The sequence below is a fragment of the Haloterrigena turkmenica DSM 5511 genome (assembly GCF_000025325.1).
Taxonomy (GTDB): Archaea; Halobacteriota; Halobacteria; order Halobacteriales; family Natrialbaceae; genus Haloterrigena; species Haloterrigena turkmenica.
The window spans coordinates 98,244-122,475 of record NC_013747.1 but is presented as its reverse complement, the minus strand read 5'-3'; the positions used below and the strand labels follow the sequence as shown (position 1 = coordinate 122,475).

Annotated in this window: 16 protein-coding genes; 7 read left to right on the top strand and 9 right to left on the bottom strand. The window is 62.4% G+C overall.

All coding sequences use genetic code 11. The annotated features are described in order from the left end of the window. Positions 1-2: 2 nt before the first annotated feature. Entirely contained in the window at positions 3-809 is an 807-nt protein-coding gene (locus HTUR_RS24640) for an SCO family protein (protein ID WP_012946095.1), read from the bottom strand. 278 nt (positions 810-1,087) lie between these two features. Here HTUR_RS24640 and HTUR_RS24635 point away from each other — a divergent pair, with 278 nt between their 5' ends. Both HTUR_RS24635 and HTUR_RS24630 read left to right on the top strand, forming a co-directional pair. Further along, the gene (locus tag HTUR_RS24635; protein ID WP_012946094.1) at positions 1,088-2,203 is read left to right on the top strand and encodes a twin-arginine translocation signal domain-containing protein; all 1,116 of its coding nucleotides are present in this window, start codon (positions 1,088-1,090) and stop codon (positions 2,201-2,203) included. Between the two features lie 1,658 nt (positions 2,204-3,861). Further along, positions 3,862-5,067 carry a Cdc6/Cdc18 family protein gene (locus HTUR_RS24630; RefSeq protein ID WP_012946092.1) on the top strand — a complete coding sequence of 402 codons (1,206 nt, stop codon included), beginning with the start codon at positions 3,862-3,864 and terminating at the stop codon, positions 5,065-5,067. 135 nt (positions 5,068-5,202) lie between these two features. Here HTUR_RS24630 and HTUR_RS24625 read toward each other — a convergent pair whose 3' ends face one another. Then, complete coding sequence (locus HTUR_RS24625; protein ID WP_012946091.1) at positions 5,203-6,396, bottom strand: aminopeptidase P family protein; 1,194 nt, start codon at positions 6,394-6,396, stop codon at positions 5,203-5,205. 230 nt (positions 6,397-6,626) lie between these two features. Between HTUR_RS24625 and HTUR_RS24620 the strand changes: the two genes are divergently transcribed. The 3 genes from HTUR_RS24620 to HTUR_RS24610 all read left to right on the top strand — a co-directional run bounded on the left by HTUR_RS24620 (position 6,627) and on the right by HTUR_RS24610 (position 9,879). Further along, the gene (locus HTUR_RS24620; protein WP_012946090.1) at positions 6,627-8,381 is read left to right on the top strand and encodes an alpha,alpha-trehalose-phosphate synthase (UDP-forming); all 1,755 of its coding nucleotides are present in this window, start codon (positions 6,627-6,629) and stop codon (positions 8,379-8,381) included. Continuing rightward, positions 8,381-9,265: a trehalose-phosphatase gene (gene otsB, locus HTUR_RS24615; protein ID WP_012946089.1), complete on the top strand. Its 885-nt coding sequence runs from the start codon at positions 8,381-8,383 to the stop codon at positions 9,263-9,265. The genes HTUR_RS24620 and otsB overlap by 1 nt, the downstream gene beginning before the upstream one ends. A 260-nt stretch (positions 9,266-9,525) precedes the next feature. Beyond that, on the top strand, positions 9,526-9,879 hold the full coding sequence (locus HTUR_RS24610) for a winged helix-turn-helix domain-containing protein (protein WP_012946088.1): 354 nt from the start codon (positions 9,526-9,528) through the stop codon (positions 9,877-9,879). Positions 9,880-10,063: 184 nt separating this feature from the next. Here HTUR_RS24610 and HTUR_RS24605 read toward each other — a convergent pair whose 3' ends face one another. The 4 genes from HTUR_RS24605 to HTUR_RS24590 all read right to left on the bottom strand — a co-directional run bounded on the left by HTUR_RS24605 (position 10,064) and on the right by HTUR_RS24590 (position 14,844). After that, positions 10,064-10,828 (bottom strand): peptidase M10A and M12B matrixin and adamalysin, encoded by a 765-nt coding sequence (locus HTUR_RS24605; protein ID WP_049942150.1) that lies wholly within the window; start codon positions 10,826-10,828, stop codon positions 10,064-10,066. Between the two features lie 96 nt (positions 10,829-10,924). Then, positions 10,925-11,308 (bottom strand): hypothetical protein, encoded by a 384-nt coding sequence (locus HTUR_RS24600; RefSeq protein ID WP_049942149.1) that lies wholly within the window; start codon positions 11,306-11,308, stop codon positions 10,925-10,927. 257 nt (positions 11,309-11,565) lie between these two features. Then, positions 11,566-13,704 carry a bacterio-opsin activator domain-containing protein gene (locus tag HTUR_RS24595; protein WP_049942148.1) on the bottom strand — a complete coding sequence of 713 codons (2,139 nt, stop codon included), beginning with the start codon at positions 13,702-13,704 and terminating at the stop codon, positions 11,566-11,568. Between the two features lie 378 nt (positions 13,705-14,082). Further along, the gene (locus HTUR_RS24590) at positions 14,083-14,844 is read right to left on the bottom strand and encodes a hypothetical protein (RefSeq protein ID WP_012946084.1); all 762 of its coding nucleotides are present in this window, start codon (positions 14,842-14,844) and stop codon (positions 14,083-14,085) included. 150 nt (positions 14,845-14,994) lie between these two features. Between HTUR_RS24590 and HTUR_RS24585 the strand changes: the two genes are divergently transcribed. Next, complete coding sequence (locus HTUR_RS24585; RefSeq protein WP_012946083.1) at positions 14,995-15,384, top strand: ribbon-helix-helix domain-containing protein; 390 nt, start codon at positions 14,995-14,997, stop codon at positions 15,382-15,384. Positions 15,385-15,468: 84 nt separating this feature from the next. Here the strand turns inward: HTUR_RS24585 and HTUR_RS24580 are convergent, their stop codons facing one another. Further along, a complete protein-coding gene (locus HTUR_RS24580) occupies positions 15,469-17,085 on the bottom strand; it encodes a cobyric acid synthase (protein ID WP_012946082.1) in 1,617 nt (538 codons plus the stop codon). Positions 17,086-19,037: 1,952 nt separating this feature from the next. On the opposite strand from HTUR_RS24580, the gene HTUR_RS24575 reads away from it, so the two are divergent. Beyond that, the gene (locus HTUR_RS24575; RefSeq protein WP_012946080.1) at positions 19,038-20,264 is read left to right on the top strand and encodes an orc1/cdc6 family replication initiation protein; all 1,227 of its coding nucleotides are present in this window, start codon (positions 19,038-19,040) and stop codon (positions 20,262-20,264) included. A gap of 1,636 nt (positions 20,265-21,900) precedes the next feature. On the opposite strand, the gene HTUR_RS24570 is transcribed toward HTUR_RS24575, so the two are convergent. Beyond that, entirely contained in the window at positions 21,901-23,370 is a 1,470-nt protein-coding gene (locus tag HTUR_RS24570; RefSeq protein WP_012946079.1) for a hypothetical protein, read from the bottom strand. Then, the gene (locus tag HTUR_RS24565) at positions 23,367-24,146 is read right to left on the bottom strand and encodes an ABC transporter ATP-binding protein (RefSeq protein WP_012946078.1); all 780 of its coding nucleotides are present in this window, start codon (positions 24,144-24,146) and stop codon (positions 23,367-23,369) included. Before HTUR_RS24565 ends, HTUR_RS24570 begins: the two co-directional genes overlap by 4 nt. Positions 24,147-24,232 lie beyond the last annotated feature (86 nt).

Here is a 24,232-nt window from a genome sequence, read left to right as displayed (position 1 = left end):
CCTCACTCCACCCCGACGACCGTACCGACGTCCTCGAGGAGTTGGTCCTTGGTCACAGCCATTTCGGACTGGACGGCTTTCGGATAGGCGCGCTCGACGTAGCCGTCCTCGTTGACGAGCGTGATCCGTTTGCTGTGGATGATTTGAGTGTGACCGGCGTGGGCGCCGTCGCCGTGGCTCTCGTTGCCGTCGTGGCTCTCATTGCCGCTGTGGCCGCCGTCGTCGTGACTCTCGTTGCCGTCATGACTGTCGTCCTCGGAGCTTTCGTTGCCGTCGTCCGCTTCGTCGGCGGTCGTGATTGGCATGCCGAACTTCTCTTCCATGATCTGTTTCGCCTCCTTGTTAGTCTCGGGGCGGAGGAAGTGGAAGTTGTCGGCCTCGTAGTCGAGGTGTTGTCCCTCGGCGTGGTCTTTCAACGCCTCGGCGGTGTCGTTTTCGGGATCGAACGTGAACGCGAGCAGGGCGATATCGTCCGCGTAGTCGCGGTCGGCGGCGTCTTCCTGGACCCACTGCAGTCGCGTCAACAGCGCCGGACAGACGCCGTCCGGACACGAGGTGTAGAAGTACGTCAGCAGGAAGGAGCGCTCGCCGACGAAGTCCTCGAGCGAGACGGTCGTTCCGGCGACCGGGTCGGGGATCGAAAACGACGGGAACTCATCACCGTGGCTCGGATAGCTGGGATCGGACGGATGATCGTCGGCCGGTTGGAGGGCCGTGTTGCTGTCTCCGAGACCCAAACTGTTGAGACAGCCGGCGATACCCGCGAAACCTGCGACTCCGAGTGACCCGAGATATGTCCGCCGTTCCATACGAGGGACGTAGCAGCGCGCAATCAAAGGTTCGTTGGTTCACTCACCGAATACGGCGCACGACGACGCGCGGATGGACACGGATCAACGCGACACGCCGGCGGCGGATCGACCGACGCCGACGGGCTGATCGATACCGCGGACGACGCTGACGAGCCGACCGATACGCGCGTATGAAACAATAAGTGAGGGTGATGTGCCGTCGAAAAGCCTCGAATCCCGCGATTCGAGCGGTGAACCAACAGGGGTTTTGTCGCTGCTACCCCAAGACGGGACCAATGAACCGTCGGGCCTTTCTCCGTGGTACGGCCGTCGCCGGCACCGCCGCTATCGCCGGCTGTCTCGAGCGTCTGGGTTTCGAAGAGGAGTCGGCCTGGGACAACCCGCCGCTCGTGGAGGATCGCCCCGACGCGGTCTATCTGCCCGCGGGCAAAGAGGAGATGGGCCACTACGGTCGCGCGAGCGACGGCGAGTACGCCGTCGAACTCTCCTATACGATCCCCCACCGGTTCTGGACTGTCTCCGGCGACACCCAGCGGGTCGACGTGGACACCGACGACAGCATGCACCTCATGCTGACCGTCTGGGACGAGGAAACGGACACCATCCTTCCGGTGAATACCGACCTCGAACTCCAGCGTGAGGACGGCGAGGTCGTCGAGCAGCTGACGCCGTGGTCGATGCTCTCCCAGCGGATGGGGACCCACTACGGCGACAACGTCACGCTCCCCGAAGAAGGCGCCTACACCGCCCGCGTCCGGGTCGGTCCGGTCACGACCGACCGAACCGGCGCGTTCGAGGGTCGGTTCGAGGAGACGAGCACGCTCGAGGTCGAGTTCGAGTTCGAGCGCTCGGACATCCACGACCTCGAGTTCAACATGGTCGACGAGGAGCGGCGGGGCGCCCGCGAGGCCCACACACTGATGGACCCCAGTGGACACGACGGGCACGGGGATGGCGGGCACGGCGACGGCGAACCCGGACACGCCCCGACATCCGACGGGCCGCCGGTCGCGGAGCTTCCCGGCGACCGGCTCGGAACCGAACGCAGCGCGGACGCGAAGATCACCGCGATCCGGGCGAGCGCCGAACGGGTGGCCGGCGACGGCGACTATCTCGTCGTCTGTCCCCGAACGCCGTACAACGACGTGAGCCTCCCGTCCGCGACGCTGCGCGCTACGGTCGAGCGCGACGGAACGACCGTCCTCGAGGGTGAGTCGCTCGCAGAGACGATCGATCCCGAGTTTGGCCACCACTACGGACTCGATCTCGAGGCCCTCGAGAGCGGTGACGAACTCACCGTCGCCGTCGACCGACCGCCGCAGGTGGCGCGCCACGACGGCTACGAAACCGCGTTTTTCGACTTCGACGACGTGCGGTATACCGTGTCCTGACGCGATCGGCTGACGGACCGACTGCGATCCGTTCCGAACCGTTCATTTCGTGTAAATTCGATCCTACACCGGTGAAACGATTCAAATCCGACGCTGAAATCGTATATGGGTGGTATAACTATGCGGAATTCCCCCCAAATCCAGAGCTATGTCGCAATCAGACCGCTCAGAGATGCGTATCGGTTGTCCCGAGTGTGAGGCAACGGTCGACGCATCCGTCCCACCGGGGCCGGGAATCCACGACGATCACACTACGAACCGTCTCCAGGGTCGGGAGACGGCGTGTCGGAACTGCGGTCACGAACTCGAACTCTATTACTACTGAACGACGGCGGCGGCGTCGACCGACGTCCCGACGCGAGTAGTCGCCGCTCGATAGCCCACACACCACGTTTCCGGTGAAATTACACGTCGCTGAACCGTTGACTCTCGGTGCGGTGTCGCGCCGTGGTCAGCCTCGCAGAGACACACCATGTTTCCGGTGAATACGGACGATGCGACGGGAGACGATCGTGGAGAGGCAAACGGACGGTCGGTCGCGCCATCCACTCCACGAACACACCACGTTTCCGGTGAATGCGTGAGTAGCGGAGATTGATATCCAATTAAGTAGTGACATCGCGGCTCGAACCGACCCGGCTCGAACTGGCTCGGATCGATTGGGTCGTTCAAGGATGCGTATTGCTTCGGATTACGGATCGGAAACGTGAACAGCGGCGATCCGTGACGACAGGTCCTGTTGCTAGCGCGCGCACACCACGTTTCCGGTGAAACAGGGTGAGAGGGGGGGTGGGGTGGGAGGGAGAGCGAAGACACACACACCACGTTTCCGGTGAAACGGGGTCCGAAGGAGGGGGACCGGACTCAGAACTGCAGCGATTTCTGGAAAGAGAAAACACCGATAACGAGAGAGAAGATTGCCATCTCGACAGTATTAATCCATCTCCATAGAAGAAAACCCACACAGAACCGTTTCCAGACAATATTCTTAATTCCCATTGAGTGGTTCTCTAATCCTAGAGTTTCTCCTCGCTTTATCATTAGATATAAAATACTACACGGCAAAAAGTCCATTGAGTAGAACCAAAAAAGGAAGCCGACGTGAGTCGGCAACAACTCTTTCACCGGAAATCCTTCTGTCGCTCTCTCCCTCTGCCACGGAAGATTTCTCTGAAGCGTCGATAGAACCCTTCCTATGGATGGTTTCGACTGCCTACTCGTGTCTACCCTTCTTGGTCCTTTCTCGAGTCACATCGAGAACCAGTGATCTGACTCGAGAGAACGTCACGATCGGAGAGTTCCACAAATGCAAGCGTAACGAGAGTAGCGACTACCCGATACTCCCTACATAGCGGCTGTACTTCCGCTACTACCCCGATATAGTGACTACTCTAGTCGACTCCTGTCCGCCATGAGTTCGACACCACTCCGGGTTTCCGATGAAATAACCCCCGTTTCAACTGGAACCCCCATCCCCCGATTTTCCCCTTTCACCGGAAACGTGGTGTGTGTGTCTTCTCCCGCCAATTCCGCTACCCCAATTATTATATATTCGCTCAAAACCCTCTCTTCTCCCCGTAATTCACCGTTATGAGCGACGGAGCCACCTCGAGTCCAAACAATAAAGACGTTTCACCGGAAACGTGGTGTCTACGATCATGTCGAGTTCCGGCGACGACCTGTTTACCCGTGACGACCCGATCTTCGAGAACAAGGAGCTGCTCGAGATCAATCACCTCCCGGAGGAGGGGCGGATCGTCGGCCGGGACGACGAGATCTCCGATCTCGCCAACGCCGTCAACCCGGCGATCTTCGGGCAGAGTCCGAGCAACCTGCTCATCTACGGGAAGACGGGCACGGGGAAGTCTCTCTGTGCGAAACACATCTCCGAACGGCTGGTCCGCGTCGCGACGGAGGAGGGCGTCACCGCGGAGTTCGCCTACGTCGACTGCGCCCAGGACAGCACGGAGACGCAGGCGGTCCAGACGATCGCCTACTCGCTGAACGATCCCGAGCGGACCGATATCAAGATTCCCGACAAGGGGCTCAGCACGTCGACCTACTATAAGCGCCTCTGGACGGTGCTGGACTCCCAGTACGAGGTCGTCCTCATCATCTTGGACGAGGTCGATAAGCTCGACGACGACGACATCCTCATGCAACTCTCGCGCGCGGGCGAGGCCGGCAAACTCGATGACTGCAAGATCGGCGTCATCGGAATCAGCAACAAGATCAAGTACAAAGACCGAATGGACGAGCGGGTCAAGTCCAGCCTCTGCGAGCGGGAGTTCGTCTTCCCGCCCTACGACGCCAACCAGCTACGGGACATCATGCAGGCCCGCAGCGACGCGTTCAAGGACGGCGTCCTCGAGCCCTCGGTCATCCCTCGAGCCGCCGCCCTCGCAGCACGGGAACACGGCGACGCGCGGAAGGCGATCGACATCCTTCGCTACGCCGGCGAGATCGCCCAATCGAACGGCAGCGAGACGGTTCGCGAGGAGTACGTCGTGCAGGCCCGCGAACGCGCCGAGACCGATCGGTTCCGGGAACTCATTCGGGGCTCGACGCCCCATTCTCGGTACGTCCTGCAAGCTCTCGCGGTCCTCGCGCTCAACACGCCCGACGAGGACGGCTTTCGAACGACTAAGATCTTCGACGTCTACGAGGAGATCTGTCGACAGGAGGGGTCGGACACGCTCTCCTTGCGCCGCGTCCGCGACCTCCTGAAGGAACACGCCTTCCTCGACATCATCGAGCAGTCCCGCCAGAGCGGCGGCAGCGCCGAGGGGAGCTACACCGAACACCAACTGCTCGAGGACCCGGACGTCGTCCGGAAGGTGCTCGTCGAGACCGACGACGCGTAGTGCCCCGCTGTTCGACTCGACCCTCGCGATCGACGAGCGGAATCGTTCGCTCTTTCTCGAGGTCGTTCACCGGAAGCCCGGTGTCCGTTCCGGCGTCTTTTGGCGGTGGATTCACCGGAAACCCGGTGTCCGCTGCTACGAGTGGATTTCGCCGGTCTCCCACCCGCGGGACGACTCGTTCAGCCGCTCAGCGCCGTCCTCGGTGACGACGACCAGGTCTTCGATCCGGACGCCGAACTCGCCCTCGAGGTAGATCCCCGGTTCGACGGAGAAGACCATCCCGGGCTCGAGTTCGCGGTCGTTGTCCGCGACGATGTAGGGCGGTTCGTGGACCTCGAGGCCGACGCCGTGACCGGTTCGGTGGACGAATTCGTCGCCGTAGCCGGCGTCCTCGATGACCGATCGCGCCGCCCGATCGACCGCGCCGGCCGTCACGCCGGGTTCGACGGTCTCGACGGCGAGCTGCTGGGCCTCGCGGACGACCTCGTGTACCCGATCGTACCGCTCGTACTCGTCTGCGGGCTCGTCGCCGACGACGATCGTCCGCGTCTGGTCGCCGGGATAGCGGCCCGTCCCGTCCTCGAGGTCGGCGTCGACGAACGCCCCGAAATCCAGGACGATCGGGTCGCCGCGCTCGATCTCCCGGTCGCCGCTGTGGTGGTGGGGTCGGGCGCCGTTGGGTCCCGACGCAACGATCGTCTCGAACGCCGGCTCGCCGCCGCCGTACTCGGCGAGCAGCCCCTCGATCTCGTTCGCCAGTTCCGCTTCCGTTCGCCCGACCAGCTCGGTTCCACGGGAACGGATCTCGAGCGAGACGCGGTCCGCGATCTCGCCGGCCCGCCGGAGCGCCGCGAGTTCGACGTCGTCCTTCCGGATCCGGAGGTCCTCGAGGACACGACTGGCGAGGTCGAACGTCGCCGCCGGCGCGCACTCCCGCAGGTCCTGTGTGAACGTCGCCCACATGCGGTCGTCGACGAGAATCGTCGGCGCGTCGTCCCGAGACGAGCCGGATCGCTCGTCGTCCGCCGGCAGTAGCTCCGCCAGCACCGCCTCGATTTCCTCGAGCGGGTCGTCATCGTCGTCCCACAGCCGTACCGCGAGCGTTTCGATCGGCAGCGTCCGGAGCTGGGCGTCGTACATCGCCGGCGCGACGACGACCGGATCGCCGACCTGCGGGACGAACAGCAGCAGGTGTCGCTCCGACGGTGATTCCTCGAAGCCGGTCAGGTAGGTGAGATTCGGGCCCGGAACGAGGACGGCCAGCGCGGCGTCGGTGCGCTCGAGTCGGCGTTGACACGCCTCGAGACGGCGTTTGAACGGGGATCGCATACGCGAGGATTCGGTCGGCCGGGGAAAGAACGTTCGGTCGGAACGGCGACCTCGGTCTCGAACCGGCGCTCTCGAGATGGGGGAGCGACGCGAATCGATACCGGCCGCGACCGGCCCGAAATCGCCGTGCAGCGCCCGTCAACGGATATCGATAGGTAGCAGCGCGTATATGGCTTCCATGCGGTTGCAGGCCGCGGACCGACCCGCGACGAGGTTGTCAATAGCAGCGAATGCGATTTACCGATGCGCGGTTGCCGTCGACGCATCCGAGCAATCGTCAGTTACGGGCCGACGGATACGGCCGCTCGACCGCGGATTCGCGGTCTGACGGGTCCGTCTGTCCCGGTTCTCTAATCGTTGTTTCGAACCGCCAGCCGTACCGCCACGAGTACGATTCGGCGTTCGAGGACGCCGATAGCGACGACCGATCGACCGGCACATCGTCGATTACGGTCGACGAACCGACCGGCGGCCTGACGGCCGGTCTCGATCCCGTGGTCCAGGCCTCCGAGGGAACCTGGATCGCCTGGGGCGACGGCGAGGCCGACTTCGACGTCGCCGACGACGACGGCTGTATCGCGGTGCCGCCGGACGACGAGTCGTACACCCTCCAGCGGATCGATCTCTCGGAGGAGGCGGTCGACTCCTACTACTACGGGTTCAGCAATCGCGTGCTCTGGCCGCTCTGTCACGGCTTCGTCGATCTCGTCGAGAACCGGTCGAACGATTTCGAGTGGTACCGGACGGTCAACGAGCGCTTCGCCGACGCGGTGGCCGAACACGCCGAGCCCGACTCCGTGGTCTGGGTGCAGGACTATCACTTCGGTCTCGCGCCGCGGATGATCCGGGAGTCGGTTCCCCGATCGACGACCGTCGCCCAGTTCTGGCACATTCCGTGGCCGACGCCGGCCTCGTTCCAGCACTGCCCGGGCGGGCGGGCGATCCTCGAGGGCCTGCTCGGCAACGACTTGCTCGGCTTTCACATCGACCGCTACGTCGAACAGTTCCTCGACTGCGTCGAGCGATACCTGCCGGGGGCCGACGTCGATCGAATCCAGCGGACCGTCGCCTACGACGGGGGAACGACGCGGGTCGTCGCGACGCCGATGGGCGTCGACGCGCCGACTCACGACGGGAACGCGCGATCGGTCGAATCGGACCAGCTCTCGTCGCTGTTCGACCGCTACGACATCTCCCGCGAGAACGTCATCGGGCTCGGCGTCGATCGCCTCGATTACTCGAAGGGGATCCCCGAACGGCTGGCGGCGATCGAACGGTTCCTCGAGCGAAATCCGGGGTGGCACGGCGAGTTTACGTTCCTCCAGACGGCGACGCCGTCCCGGACCGATATCGACGCCTACCAGCGCCACGGCAACCTCGTCAGGAGCGAAGTGACGCGGATCAACCGGCGGTTCGGAACCGACGACTGGGAGCCGATCGTCTACACCGAAGACTACCTCTCGAACGAGGAACTGTCCGGGCTCTACCGCCGCGCCGACCTGATGGTCGTGAGCCCGCTAGTCGACGGGATGAACCTGGTCGCCCAGGAGTACGTCGCCGCGAACGTCGACGGGGACGGTGTGCTCGTCCTGAGCGAGGGAACCGGGGCCCACGATCGGCTCGGGTCGCACGCGCTGACGATCGATCCGACCGACGTCGACGGCTTCGCGTCGCAACTCGAGGCGGCGGTTACGATGGCGCCCCGCGAGCGCCAACACCGGATGAACACGCTCCGGAACCGGGTCTTCGACGGTGACCTCGAGTGGTGGATGGAGACCCAGTTCGACTGGATTCGCCGGATCCACGCCGACGAACGACGCGGCGGCGGGGCTCGCGGCTCCGACGCCGATTCCGATCGCGACCCTGATTCCGACGCCGGTTCGGATACCGACGCAGGCCGGAGCACCGACCGCGGAGGCGACTCTCGATCGGACTCTCGGTCAAGTTTGGACGGGGACACGAACGAACACCCCTCGACAGTGTGATGTCGGACGAAACCCCTCCCCGTCCAGTTGACGAGGCGCGGGACCGGATCCGTTCGCGACTCGACGCCGGCACGAGGCTGTGTTGCTGTCTGGACTTCGACGGCACGCTCGCGCCGATCGTCGAGGATCCCGACGCGGCGGCGCCGACGGCGGAAAACGAGGCGGCGGTCGCGTCGCTGGCGGCCGATCCGTCGGTCTCGACGGCGATCGTCAGCGGCCGCGCGCTGGCCGACGTTCGCGACCGCATCGACGGCCCGTCGATCTACGCTGGCAATCACGGGCTCGAACTCGAGCGAAACGACTCGCTCGCCGTCCACCCGGTCGCGCGCAAACGCGCGGCGCGCATCGACGAGGTGTGCGGGATCCTCGAGTCGGTCCTCGAGCCGATCCCGAACGCCCGGATCGAAAACAAGCGATTGACGGGGACGGTACACTACCGGTCCGTGCCGCCGGCGATGCGGCCGACCGTCCAGCGGCGGACGCACGCGGTGGTCGACCGCTTCGGCGGCGACGCCCTCGAGGTGTCGTCCGGGAAGCGCATCCTCGAAATCGGGCCGTCGATCCCGTGGGGGAAGGGGAACGCGGTCGCGTTAATCGCGGCTGATATGCCGCCGGGGGCCGTCCCGCTCTATATCGGCGACGACGTGACCGACGAATCGGCGTTTCGGACCGTCGAACCCGACGGGATCGGGATACGCGTCGGCGGCGACGAGCCGTCGGCCGCGTCCTATCGGCTCGACTCGCCGGACGCCGTCGCGCGGTTCCTCGAGTGGCTCGAATCGATCGCGACCGAAACGCTCGAGCGGAGCGTCTCGAAGGCGAGTGCGCCGGCCGAATCTGCGATCGGCGCTAGCGGATCGATCGACGGGCCGTTCCGAACCTGACGACCGACCGGCCGACCCGCTCCCGTACGGTTCATTTCCGCGGTCGTGGCGACTACCGACTCTCGCACGAATGTAGGCCGACTGACAATCAGATGGTTTGAAACGAAAGCCGTGTAAGTCGACGCTAATATGTTCGAATGCGTTCAATTATTCGGCTCTATATTCTGTTTTCAGTATCCTTTGGAACTGATAACCCAAACGGGAAAGCCGAAAGTATTAGTTACCACTGGAAATATAGTTCATCCCGAGAGTGAACGATAGTGAAACTGCGTCAACCTACTGATTTCTTGATCCTTGAGGCGCTCGAGGAGAAAGGCCGGAACGTCGCAACGAATCTCGCCGAACACACGGGGAAGAGTCGTAAGAACATCAACACTCGATTACCGGTACTCGAAGATTACGGACTGGTTCGCAAAATCGGTCCTGCCGAGCGGTCCGGGCTGTACGAGATTACGTCGACCGGAAAGGCGGCGCTCGTCTATCGCGATCAGTACGACGAGGTTGACGACTTCGACGCGCTCATCGAAGGCCCGAGCGCCGGCGGGGTCGACGACAACGGGGACCCACAGGCGAGTTTCGTCCGCGGCGAGGACGAGAGCGACGACGACGAGTAATCCGTTTCTGCCCCGGTTCGTCCGGACGATCCGTCTCGAAGCTGCGAGTAGCGTGGCGTTGTACCGCCGAGAGCCGGCGGTCGATCGTTGTCGGTGGCCGACCTCGAGGACGGTCGGAGACGATCTTCGGTTTCCGCGTTGCTGTTATCCTCTCCTCTCCTCATCTATCCTTGCTTATCCTCGCCTATCCGACCCTGCTGCCGCTGTACGCGGCGAGTTCGCGTCGCGCACACGAGGAGAACGCCAGACTGAGCTTTCGCGGGCCATCCGCTGGCTCCGGATACGATCGTCCGCACGCCGAGCGTTCGACGTCAGCGTCGCCGTTCCAGGCGTAGCTGCTCAGCATCGGCGTCGCGACGATCGCGTTGCCGTCCCGGAAGGAGATCCCGTGTTCGTGATCCAGCCCGAGCGCGTGGCCGATCTCGTGGACGAGCACCTGCATCGAGCGCGTCGCCGGTTCCTTCGGCACGATACCCCGCTCGGCGTTCGCCGCCGGCCTCGAGAGGAGGTCGTCGAACGACTCGAGCGAGGCGACGTGCCGGGCGCCGCCGACCGACGCGACGTGCGGGAGTCCGTATCCGGTCGGCGTCCGTCGCATCTGTCCGTCCGTGACGAGCAGGTTGACGTCGGCGACGGGGGTGACCGCGTGCGCTCCCACCGCGCCCGCCGCGAGCATCAGCGGCCACTCCCCGCTGCTCGTGACGCGCGCCCCGTCTTCGGTCGAGACGTCGACGGTGCCGCCGACCGAGCACTCGAGCGTCCAGTACTCGAGATCGCAGATCCGCTCGAGGTACTCTCGAATCCGCTCGCCGACGCCGTCGTACGCCGCGGCGCCCCTCGAGAGCCAGACGCGGATCTCGAGGGTTTCGACCGGCTCTCGAGTCGTATACGCTAACGTGCCGACGGAGGTAAGCGAGCCGACGGCCCCGAGAAACACGCGTCGCTTCACACCGACGGCTCTCGCGGCCGACGGCCAGTTCCTATCGGTTCACATATTCGCCGCTTATCGGTGACCCGCCGCAGCTGTCAAAATCGCTGGCGGCGACTACTTCGGCAGCGACCCGTTCGGGACCGGCCGCCGCGTGTCGACGACGCGAGCGCCACGGTCGTCGATTCGGAGCTCGGCCCACGCGGGGAGGTCGTCGGTCGGCGTCAGCAACAGCAGCGAGCCGTCGCGCGTTTCCACCAGTCGTCGGTCCGGATCGCGCTGTCGAATGCACGGCGCCCAGCGGTCGGTCCGAAGCCGCCGCCTGAGCTGACAGTCGGTGTAGTAGCGACCGTTCGACCCCTCGTAGAGTCCTTCGATCGGCACGTTCGCTGTCACGTCGTTGCACCCTCCCCTGAACAGCGGCTGCTTGCCGTCGGACTGCTCGTCGTTCCCATCGCAGTTGGAGGACGGCGACGCGCTCGCATCGTCGCTCGGGTTCATATGGATCTCCTTTACCATCTCGTGAGTATCGACATTCGTGACGTATTCGTCCTCGACTTCCGGTGGGGCCTACGCAGTGAGCGCGTCGATGACCGGTGGGTACCTCCGGTCGAGTGACGGTCGACATGCCGTCTCTGCTCCGTACCGGTACCTTTCGACCGCAAGGTCGGATTTCGGCTCGACACACCGAGTTTCCGGTGAACGAACGTGGTGACCGACCGCCGATCTTGCCGAGCGGTCCGCCGGTCGACTGCCGCTCAGTTCAGCTCCGGGCCGCCGCCGGCTTCGAAGAACTCCTCGAGGACCGCCTTCATCCCTTTCCGGAGGTGCTGGTGCATCGTCGGCGGCGAGACGTCCATCGCCTCGGCGATCTCTTCGCCGGTGCTCTCGCGGGGCCACTCGAAGAAGCCGCTGTAGTAGGCGAGTCGCAGCGTCGTCAGCTGTCGATCGGTCAGTTGATCGAAGACGCGATCCCGCCGCTGGGCGGCGGTTCGAACCGGACGGTCGATCTCGCGGCGCGCGACGAGTTCGGTGTTCTCGTAGATCACGGTCAACGCCTTCGCGATCTCGCGGACGTTCGCGTCCTGGGAGACCTCGATCAGACAGGTTCCCACGCCGTCGTCGACGGTGACCTCGCGGAACGTCGCGCCGTGGTTCGCGAGCGTCCGGACCCCCGACTTCGCGAGGCGCATCTCGACCGTGCAGCTCTCGCAGCCGTCGTGAATGAGCCGACAGTTCTCGATCGACGGGTGGGCGTCGGCCTCCTCGAGGACGGTCTCGCCGTCGAGGCCGTCGATCGTGACGTACTGGACGGTACGGCCGTCCGTCGTCGTCCCGGCCCACTCGAGCGAGACGGTACAGTCGTACCGCTCGGAGAGGTCGAACGAGAAGGTATCGCCGCCGTCGATCCGGAACTCGAGTTCGACGACCGTGTCGGAAAACAGCAGCTGGCGGTTCTTGACGGCCATGATCGTAAAGCCGATCGTCTCGCCGAGCAGGCCGAATCCGGATCGCTCGCTCTCTCCGAAGGCGTCTTCGCGGCCCGCGAGGACCGTCAGCACGCCGTAGACCGAGTCGTTGTGACTGATCGGAGCGGCGATCGCGGATCGGACGCCGTCCGCCCGGGCGGCCGCCCGAAGCGGTTCGGGTATCGAATCGCTCGTCGGAATCTTCGTCTCCGTTTGGATCTCGCCGGTCTCGACGGCCTGCTGGACCAGACACTCGTGGCCCTCCTCGAGTTCGTTCGCGCAGTCGAGGTGCGCGTCTACGTCGCCGGCGCCGGTTCGGAAGGCGAGGGTTCCCTCGCCCGTTCGCTCGGTGATCCAGGCCCCGCAGTACAGTTCCGACTCGACGAGCTGGTCGCAGACCTCCCGTTCGATGGCCTCCCGGGAGGGGGCCTCGACCAGCGTATCGATCACCCGTCCGACGACCGCGCTGATCCTGTTGAGCGTCTCGAGTTCGTCCCGTCGCGATCGCAGTTCCCGCTCTCGCTGGATCCGCTCAGTAATGTCTCTGGCGAGCCAGACGACGGCCTTCCGGCCGTCGATCGGTTCGTCGATCGGGACGACCCGCCCCTCGTACCGTCGGCGGCCGTCGGTCGTCTTCGCCGCATATTCGATCGACTGTATATCGCCGGTCCGGAGCGTTCGATCGATACACGCCTGTAACTCCTCGGCGTCGTCGTCGGGAAACACCTCCATGAGTGTCTTCCCGGGCAGTTCGTCGGCCGTCGTCGTGTAGAGATCGGCGGCGTCGGGCCGGACCTTCGCCTCGAGGTAGGTGCCGTCGGCGGCGATGACGAAGGCCTCGTCGGGTAACTCGTTCGCGAGGATGCGGTGGTACTCGCCGGTCGATTCCGTCGACGGCTGTCTCTCGACCGGGGCTGTGGAGGCGCCCACTGCCGGGCCTGCACCGTTCGCCGCCGTCGGTTCGCCGTCGCTCTCGTGGGCGCTGGCTGCCTCGTCGGCCGTCCCGCGAGGCGGTCGAATCGCGTCGAGGATTCGCTCGACCGGATCCCCGTCGCCGTCGAGGGGCGCGTACTCGTCGGCGTCGCCCCGCAGCGCCGCCGCCGCGAGCGCTTCACTGCCGGTCGGCGGAGCGACGACCGTCGGCGCGTCCAGCCACGCTCCGGACAGTCGCTCCAGGGCAGTCCGTACCCGTTCGGGAGACTCGAGTTCGAGGACGATCCCGACGGGAACCGACGGCTCCGCGTCGGACTCGTCTTTCGCCCTCGACTCGTCTCTCCCGTCGGAGACGGCCTCGAGATCGTCCTCGTGAGTCGTCGGTGGCATCGAGCGAACGTCAGATGGCGTCGCTTCGCGAAGCCGTTCTTGGAGCGACTCCGAGTGAGACGTCGAGAGGTGTATGATCGGGCCGGGACGGTTCTCGGGGGACATTCGATGAGGGGACGTGGATTTCGCAAGCGCCTGAAAGCGTCATTTCGGTAAAAGATCTCCACGGAATAAAAGCGTACTGGTACTGGATATCCCGAACGGTTACGAGGTCCGCACAGCGACTGCCGCGTTCGACGACCGCTGCGATCGGTGTCTCGAGGCGTTGCTCTCCTACCCGTCTCTCGACGATAGTGTTCGCTCTCGTCTGGCCGTCTCGGACGATTCATCCGCTCGCGCTCGCGATGAAGTATCGGCAGCACGAACACCGCTTACACATTCTAGACGGTGCACACATTCTAAACCGTGCTAGTGACCAGAACTACGCCTCTGCTACGCAGCGTTCGCTACTGTCCCGACTCAGCGAGAACCCGCTCGAACTCGCTAGAGCCGGCGCATGAACTTCGGCAGGATCCCGCGCTCGCTCGAGTCGGACGCGGCGGCCGGTTCGGCGCCCGGATGGTCGAACTCCGCCCCGTCTTCGGCGGGCTCGGTACCGGCGGGACTCGAGGCGGTACTAGTAGGGCTCGAGGTGGTTCCCGCGGCGGCCGTTCCCGGCGCTGTTTCGCCGGCGGCTGCCCCGGGATCGGCGACGTCACTATCGGCGGTTTCAGTATCGGCGGCTTCGGCGTCGACCGGCGATCCCGCGGCGACTTCGGTCTCGAGGACGGCCTCGAACTCCTCTTGGGTCCGCGGGCCGAAGTAGAAGGGCTGATCGGGCCGGAGGTACTCCCGGAACTGGTAGTTGGCGTACCCCGCCCCGGCCAGCGCGAGAACGACCAGCGGTTCGAGGCCGATTACGGTGGGGCCGGCGGTCAGAATGACGAGAAAGACCGACAGCGGCGAGTAGACGTAGTAGGCGAGCAGCCGAAACCAGGTGGCGACGTAGCCGTCGACGACGTAGGCGTACAAGCCGTAGGCGCCGACGGCCAGCCCCGCGTCGGCGTAAATGGAGACTAGCAGGCCGGCCTCGCCGGCGACGAAGATGTGGATGTGCGTCGCGAGCGCGCCCATCAGGACCGTCGTCCGGTTGACGTAGGTCTCGTCTAACGCCATGCCGACGACGAGCACCGCGAGCTGGACCAACGGCGCCGCTAACCACCAGGGGAGGGAACTGAGGATGAACCCGAGGGACACGTCGATCACAGCTGTTCGTCCGGAGGAATCCGTCCTGCGTCCTTTAACGTTCGTCCCGTTTCGAGATTCGATACGAACCGCGAGTTCGTCGCCAGCTCCTGTAAATGCAGACACAATTCTTCGAAACAATCATTAGTCCGCAGCGAACATCATAACGGTATGGCCAAAGATACCGTCAGGTACCCGGACGAGGTCGTCGAGGCGATCGACGAACTGGTCGACGACGGTATGTTCGAGAGCAAATCCGAGTTCTATCGCTTCTCCGCGGAGTACGTGCTCACGCTGCTCAACAACGATCACGATGTGAAGACGTTCAACTTCGACGAGATCAAGACCGAACTCGACATCTCCGAGGAGGATCACGCGAAGGCGCTGGGTGCCGACGGTGGAACCTTCTTCCTCGACGCCGTGATCACCGTGCGCAAACACGGGCTTCGAGGCGACTACGAGGCCGCCGAGCGGTTCATCGACACCCACTATGAGTCGACCGACCAGGAGTGTATCATCCTCGAGGAGCTGCTCGGAACCTACCGTTCGGAGCCGACGTAACCCGACGCGACGCCGTCGTTGTGTCGACGTCGCCCCGTCATCGCCGCCGTCCGTAGCGATTCGCTCGATTATCCGTGCCCAGACTCACGAGTCGAACGGCGGGCCGAGCGCCTCGAGAGCGATGTGCTCGCCGACCAGTGCCGCAGCGCGGTCGTACGGCGTCGATCCGGTCGTCTCACCGTTGCGACGCGGGCGGTCGATTCCCGCCTCCGACGCGACGGCCTCGAGAAACGCCGTTCGGACCGCCTCGTTGTCGAACAGGCCGTGGAGGTACGTCCCGAGCACCCGTCCGCGGGCCGCACTCGAGTCGCCGAGCGGGCGGGCGATTTCTTCGGTTTCTCCCTCGAGTACTCGCGTTCGTCCGGCGTGGATCTCGTAGCCCGACGCGGTGCCGTCGGCGCCGGCCAGCAGCGGCGACGCCTCGCCGTCGACGGGAACCGTCGTCTGCTCTAACCGCTTGGTCCCCTCGAACCGCGTTTCGACTGGCAACAGCCCGAGGCCCTCGACGACGGCATCGTCGCCGGTCCCCTCGAGATCCGCGTTCGTAATCCGTTCCCCGAGTAGCTGGTAGCCGCCGCAGACGCCGACGATCGGCCCGTCGAACGCTGCGAGCGCGTCGGCGAAGCCGGCCTCGTGGAGCGCCAGTAGATCGTCGACCGTGTTCTTGGTGCCCGGTACGACGACCGCGTCGGCGTCGACGGCCGCGAGGGGATCGGTACTGATCGCTCGCTCCTCGGCCGTCGGCCCCGCTTCGACCGGCACGAACGCGACCGAGACGCCCGGCTCCGCGGCCAGCGCCTCGAGGTCCGTCGCGTTCGAAATCCGGGGGAGTCGGGGGACGGCGATCGTGAGTCGGCGTTCGTCGGGAACGCCGTCGTCGTCGCCCAGCACGCCGCGCTCGCTCCGCGACGGCAAGCCGACGCTGTCCTCCTCGGGCAGGCCGGGGTCGTCGTATGGTAGCACGCCCAGAACCGGCACGCCGGTCTTCGACTCGATCTCCTCGATACCGGGCTCGAGCAGCGACCGGTCGCCGCGGAACTTGGTGATGACCGCGCCGACGACCCGCTCGCGCAGCGAGTCCGGCAGGAGCTCGATGGTGCCGTAGAGGCTGGCGAAGGCCCCGCCGCGCTCGATGTCGACCAGCAGGAGGATATCGGCGTCGGCGAACGCGGCGGTCTCGACGTTCGCGAGGTCCCGATCGTGGAGGTTGATCTCGCCGATGCTGCCGGCGCCCTCTGCGACGATCACCTCGTGGTCGGCCGCAAGCCGTCTGTAGGACTCCTCGGCGGCCTCGCGGGCCTCGTCCCAGAACTCCTCGTAGTACCGGCTGGCCGGGACGTGTTCGTGGGCCCGACCCTGCAGAACCAGCTGACTCTCCCCGTCGCCGCGGGGTTTGAGCAGGACCGGGTTGCAGTCGGTCGTAGGGGTGATGCGGGCCGCTCGAGCCTGCACGAACTGCGAGACGCCGATCTCGCCCCAGCGGTCGGCGTCCGTTTCGGTTCCGTCCTCGTTTTCGGTCGCGAGTTCTCCCGGCTCTGCGCCCTCGGGCCGGACGACCACTCGAGCGTTGTTGCTCATGTTCTGGCCCTTGAAGGGGGCGATGTCGACCTCGCGGTCGGCGAGCAACCGACAGAGGCCGGCGGCGACCGTCGACTTGCCGACGTGGCTCGCGGTTCCGGCGACGAGCAGCGTTCTGGTCATTCGTGTGGGTCTCATTCGCGCGGCGTTCGGTATCGTCCTATCGGTTCGGTTCGCTACTCGTCGTCCGATTCCAGCGGCGAGCCCCTCTCGAGGTCGACTTTCTCGCCACGGTGGTGTTCGATACCCCTCCGTGAAGCAGGGAGGGTTCTCCAACCACAGAGCAGTGACATACTCGGCACTCACGGATATTCTGGTAACGAGTGGAATCGAACACAGACACACACCAGCGCTGCAAGTGAAACCGTTTCCGAGTGCCCACCGACGTTCGCTATCCGACAGATCCGGGGTGGGGGAGAGGGAGGGGGTTCCAGTGTAAGCCCGATACATTCGACCGGTAGATACCGCTCAACCTGCTGGATTCATATTCAAGTGGTGAGTTCGCTTTCTCGGGCGGTTGAGCAGTTCTACTCGCATATCGAATCGGTCGTCGACTCGAGCGAACGGCTTCCACAGTTCTTGTCACTGCACCCTGAGAGATTATGAAGCACGAGAACCCCCAGTTCCAGTGTACGGGGGTATTCCAGTGTAGACGTTATCTGTTCATCTCGCGGAGAATTTCCGCGACGCTCTCGAGATGTGGGTCTTCTGCAAACGCTTCGATCGCGAGCTCGGGATCGATTAAAATCGAATAGAAGTTCGACATCCCGTGGCCCTGTCCACGACCGCGACGGGACTGAGACAGGATCTTCTGGTGGGAGAGATCGTTAAGTTTCTCTCGTACTATTCGCTGTGAGACTTCCCCCTATCGATTTTTGTCCTCTTACGAAGCACGGACCAACCACTGTCTAGCGAAAGTCTCTTCTAACGATCTCGCTTGGCAACACTAGGGTTCCCCTCTAATTGCTCACTGATGAGAGAGACACCACCCATCCAAACGTTTTCACATCTTTTCTAATATTACGTGTAGTGGGTATGTAGCCTCTCAACTGCAGATCTTCACTTGAATCCGTGGGGTGTCTGTTCCCGAAGGATTTCAGACTCGAGGAGAGCAAACCGATGTCGTGTCTGTCCACTCTACACTGGCAAACTGTCTTCGCGAATCGAAAGTTCCGGAAACAGTGTGTGTGTGGATTGGCGTCTTTCTGTATCCTTCTGAGAACAAAAGCTTCGGAAATAGTGGTGTGTGGCTGGTATCTTTTCGCGCCGTTCTGGAGGGCCAAAAGCTCCGGAAACAGTGGAGGGAGGGAGGGGATATCCGTGTCGCAGTTCCGTCAGGGGAGTCTTCTCACGAAGTAGTAGCAGCATCCAGAGAGACGGTTCCGCTATCTGAACCGCTCCCACAGTCGTTTTCTGCTCGCAGTCTCTCACAAAGCTACGTTGTAGAAATCGTCCACAGTACCGACTCAAATCCGGCGGCTTCACATGTAACGGTGGGGTGTCTCTTCGATGTAGCATCTAAAGAGTCGGTCTCCGCGATATCGATAGTCGATTCGAGCGGATGGGGATTCAGACCAACACTCACACACCACTTTTGCAAGTGAAGCCGTTCTGAATGGGATGTGATACCCGTCGTCGTAACACTCAGTGGGAGGGGGAAGGGGCTTTCCAGCGTAATTACGAGGATTTCCACCGATAATGACGGTCAGAACTCAGATTAGGAAATTTCCTATCTGCATAATCAGTCGAATTGATCGTCGATGGTGTAGATTTCGGCGGCTACGTCGGTAACTGGTTCCAACTGCTATGGCTTCGAACTATTCAGCCACATTACTATTACAAGTAAAAATTCAGATGGACCAATCGGAGAATAACCGGGTCGCTCGTATGATTATGTTACTCTAATCTATACATGTATATTATATAATATGTGCGCTGATTGGATGTAATAGTGGTGTGTTGTCTTCGGTGGATACTGCGTCAATGGCTTCACTTGCAAGAGTGGTGTGTCTCTGTTCTTCACTTGAACCAGATGAAAGAGTGGTTTTATATTACCTTAGTTGAATTCATTACACATGAGTCGGTTCGAACGTAAGAGAACGATATTCCGAAACAAAGACGCACTGGGTGAATCGTACCAGCCACCGGAGATCGAAGAACGAGATGAAGAAATCGCTGCGTACACAGACGCGCTCCAGCCGGTCGTAGATGGGTGGGAACCGAACAATATCTTCATCTACGGAAATACGGGCGTCGGGAAGACTGCTGTCACTGAGTACCTCCTTGAGGAACTCCAGACCGATATTGAACGGTACGATGACGTCGATCTCTCTGTTATTTCGATCAACTGTAAAACACTGAACTCCTCCTATCAGGTAGCAGTTCGGCTGGTCAACGAACTTCGTCCATCCGGCAGTGAAATCAGCTCGACCGGCTATCCGCAGCAGACGGTCTTCTCGAAACTTTACGACGAACTTGACGCTATCGGCGGAACGATCCTCATCGTTCTCGACGAGATCGACTCCATCGGTGATCGAGACGAACTCCTCTATGAACTCCCACGAGCTCGATCGAACGGCTATCTCGAGACAACGCGAGTCGGTGTCATCGGTATTAGCAACGATTTCAAATTTCGCGAGCAGCTCGATCCTCGAGTTCAAGACACGCTCTGTGAACGAGAACTCCAGTTTCCTCCGTACGATGCCGCTGAATTAGGGAATATCCTCGCCTCTCGAGCAGATATCGCGATCGCAGACGATGCGTACGAAAACGGCGTTCTCGAGCTTTGTGCTGCACTTGCCGCTCGCGACAGCGGGAGTGCGCGTCAAGCACTCGATCTCCTCCGGCTTGCCGGCGAAATCGCGGAAAGCACGGACGCCGATAGTATCCGAGAGGATCACGTTGAGGCCGCACGCTCGAAACTTGAACAGGAACGCGTCGAAGAGGGCATGCGAGAACTCACAACTCACGGTCGCCTTACACTTCTCGCAGTGATCTCTAAGGCAGCAAAGGATGAGACTCCGTGTCGTACTCGAGAGATTTACCAGGAGTATCTCGACCTCTGTGAGTCCTCTGAAACAGATTCTCTCGCACAGCGATCAGTTTATAATCACCTCTCTGACCTCCGTATGCTTGGGATCCTCTCGGCAGCAGAGAACCGCAGCGGGTCCCGTGGAAACTATTATAGTTATAGTCTCAATGTTCCCTTCACTAGCGCTATCGAAGCGATGGCTGATGTGCTGTATCTCGATCGGGAAATCAAAGTCATTCGCGATATCGCAGACATGAACGATATCTCCTGATCCGTTACGTCGAATACTGGGATGCAACATCTTGTCTGACTTCACTTGCAAAAGTGGTGTGTCTCTCCCAGCAAATCGTTCTCGACTCTTCGATTAGTGCTCGAAATAGCATCGGAAATAGTGGTGTCTTGGTGGTATCTCAGTTATTGATCTATCCGGTGGAATCGTCGCTATCAGGTCTTTTGCTTCCCGTCTTCACTTGCAAGAGTGGTGTGTCTCATTAGCCTCATTAGAATCCTCTGCCAGCGATACTCCTCGAGAGTGGGACCTGATATCTCTCAGTTTCACTTGCAAGGATGGTGTGTCTCTGTGTCGACTTGGAACGAAAACTACCCTTCAACGAGTATGGATCGTTCGTAGGTCGGACGCGGAAACTTGAGATATTCGGGCGGTAGACACCACTTAGTTTCTGTCTTCACTTGCAGCGATACTGCGTCCGAGTTGGCTATCGTAGCCACTGAAACGATTTACACACTAATCGCAACGACATCCTGCGATCAGATGTGCATTGACTTTCAGTGGCTACGATACTGTCTCTGATGGGGAGTGTTCCCCAACTTCGAATCAATAGTCGACTCAAGTGAGATCAGACTCCGTTGATTGACTACCCTGACACGCCATGAGCCATGAGAACCCCGGTTCCAGTGTACGGGGGGCTCCAGTGTAGACGTTATCCGCTCATCTCATAATCCAACGCCCTATCGCGATTCACCACGGCCGGAGCGTTCGGTTCTCGAGAGAACGGAGACAGGCGACCCTCACACACGACTGTTTCTGAAGTTAGTGAACGGTCTAGTATTCGATCGCTCTCGAGAAGTTCAAACTAAAAGATCAGAAAACGAGATATCGGTTGCTTACTTTACGCGACGAACTGCCTTCGAGATAGCTCCGGAAATAATGGTGTGTAAGTGGCACCTCGAATTCTGTCGATTCTTCGAAAGCAGTGGCGTAACAGAGGCTACCCACCCACCACCCGTTCAAACGTTTTTTCATACGATATTGCGCTCAGTGAGTGTTCGGTCTCTTAACTGCAGATCTTCACTTGAATCAGTGGGGTGTCCGTTCCCGGAGGATTTCGGACTCGAGGAGAGCAAACCGATGTCCTGTCTGCCCACTCTACGCTGGCAAATCGTCCTCGCGAACCGAAAGCTCCGGAAACAGTGGTGTGTGGGCGGTAGCTTTCCATGCCATTTTGGGAACAGAAGCTTCGGAAACAGTGGTGTGTGAGTGGGAGCTTTTTGTACCCTTTCGAGAACCGAAAGCTCCGGAAACAGTGGAGGGAGGGGAAGGATATCTGCGTCGTAGTTCCGTCAAGAGAGTCTTCTCGCGAAGTGACAGGCAGCATCCAGACGGACGATTCCGCTATCCGAATCGTTCCCACAGCTGTTTTCTTCTCGCAGTCTCTCACGAAGCAACGTTGTAGAAATCGTCCACAGTACCGACTCAAATTGCGTTCTTCACATGAAGCAGTGGGGTGTCTCGGAGGCGCTATCGAGACGTACTTCGACTACCGTTTTTCAGATAGCTGCAGCCTGAATCCGGCGGCTTCACGTGCAATGGTGGGGTGTCTCGAGTCCCGGCTGTTCACTTGCAAAAACGGTATACCCGGTCTCCGCTGTTGACAGCTCCCTCGCTTTCAGTCGCCATCTCGAGACCGCTGCTCCCACCGCGGTCCGGCCCGACTCGAGAGAACCAACCCGACGACACCGAATCCGACCCCACCAACACCCAGCGCCGCCGCGACGGCCCCGGTAGGCGGCACCACGACGAACCCGGCGACGAGCGTCGGCACGAGTGCGACAGCGACGCCGAGGGTGAACAGCGAGAACCGCACGGCGTCGAAGAGGAACTCGTTGGGATCGAAGCCGGCGATGTAGACGGTCAGCCCGTAGTAGTACAGCGCGTAGCCCGCGAGCAAGATCGCGCCGACGACTGCGTCGACCAGCGTCGCCTCGAACCAGAGCACGGCCGCGAGGTACGGCACCGCGACCGTCGGCGCGCCGACGAGGACGAATGCGATCCGTTTCGCCCGGAAGACGTCGTCGATCGAGACGGGATAGGCGAGGTAGGCCTCGAGCGAGTCGAACTGGGTCAGCCAGTTGTACGTGGTAAATGCGGTCAGCCCCAGCACGCCGCCGAAGAAGACGCCCGGTGCCGGTGCGATCCCGGTGATCGAGTCGACGACGCCGACGAGCGCGGCGACCAGCGCCAGCAGGATGGCTGCGGAGACGAACGGCTTCATGACGCCGCCCGAGGAACGGGCCAGATCGAGCAGCGTTTTCGAGACGAGCGCGCTGTCGGCGCCGACAACCTCGTCCGGCAACGCGTCGCTGAGGCTGGCGAACCGATCGCTGGCGGTCCGCGACGGCCGGCCGTAGGTCGGATCGTACAGGGCGAGCGACGCCGCGCCGACGACTCCGGTTCCGACCGCCAGTCCGAGCGCACTGGCTGGTTCCCCCTCGATCGGCACGAACGCGTTCCAGACGGCCCCGCCGGTTCCCGTCAGCCACGCCGCGCCGGCGACGACGACGGTCGCACCGGTAATCGCCCACGTCGGCACGCCGCGGGTCCGGACCGCGATCAGCGCGACGGTCAGGGCCATCCCGGCGGCGAACACCAGTGACAGCGAGAGCCACAGCGCTCCCACCGCGACTGGCGCCCCCGCGAGACGGTCGGCCAGTACGGCGTTCGAGAGCGCCATCGGCAGGACGAACGCGACCGCGTAGAACAGCGCGTCCTTCAGCAGAAAGACGCCCAGCAGGCGCCGTCGGGACAGCGGGAGCGTCGTCGACGACGAGAGGAGCAACGAGAGCTCGCCGAACACGTTCTCGAGCATATCCGAACCCGCGAACCCGGCGGTCCCGCTGTAGAGGCCGAAACCGAGCGCGAGGACGTGAAGCCCTATCAGGATCGTTCCGTCCGCAGTCCCCGTCTCCCGCAACGCCACCGTCGCACCCACCGCGAGCACGGCGATGACTTCCGGGAAGAGCGCGAACCGCCAGCCGCCGAACAGCTGGGTGTGGAGCCGCCACTCCTCGCGGAAGAGCACGCCGAGCAGCCGCCGCGCCGAGGGGCCCGATCGATCGGTCGTCGCTGTCCCGCTCATGCGTCGATCCGCTCGAGCGAGGGCAGGTCTCGGGCGTCCTCGCGTTCGACACGCTCGAGGAACACCTCGAGTAGCGATTCGTCGCTGTCGTGCTCGCCGTCCTCAACGCCGCCGTCTCCGCTGAGCGACCGCTCGGTCACGATCCGACCGTCGGCGACGATGCCGACCCGCGTACAGATCTCCTCGGCGACGTCGATGTTGTGCGTTGAGACGAAGACGGCGTTGTCGCCGGCGGCGTAGGAGACGAGAAACCGCTTGACCTGCTCCTGGACCAGCGGGTCGAGGTTCGCCAGCGGCTCGTCGATGAAGACCACGTCGGGCTCGTGGAGGAACGCCTGCGTGATCATTACCTTCTGCTGTTGGCCCCGTGAGAGGTCCGTGTGCAGCGTGTCGAGTTTGTTCTCGAAACCCAGGCGCTGAGCCCAGTCGGCCGTCCGCTCGGCGACCCGGTCGGAATCGAGGTTGCGGACGTCGCCGACGAACTCGAGGTACTCGCGCGGCGTGAGGAAACTCGGCGGCGACTGTTGCTCCGGCAGGATCCCGACTCGTTCCCGGGTCTCGGTCGGCTCGGTCGCCGGATCGGTCTCGAGAACCCGAACCGTCCCCGCGTCCGGCTGTATCTGGCCCGTCAGCGTCCGGATCGTGGTCGTCTTCCCGGCACCGTTCGGGCCGAGAAACCCGTACAACTCCCCGCACTCGACGGTGAAGCTCATGTCGGCCACCGCCTCGACGGCTCCGTAGGACTTGCCCAGTCCGTCTACCCGAATTGCACCCATTGAACGTCGATACGTTCTCAGGAATTGATGATAATTGTGTTGGTAGGTGAATAGTAACAGGATCGACGAAGCGGACGTTCGTTCGA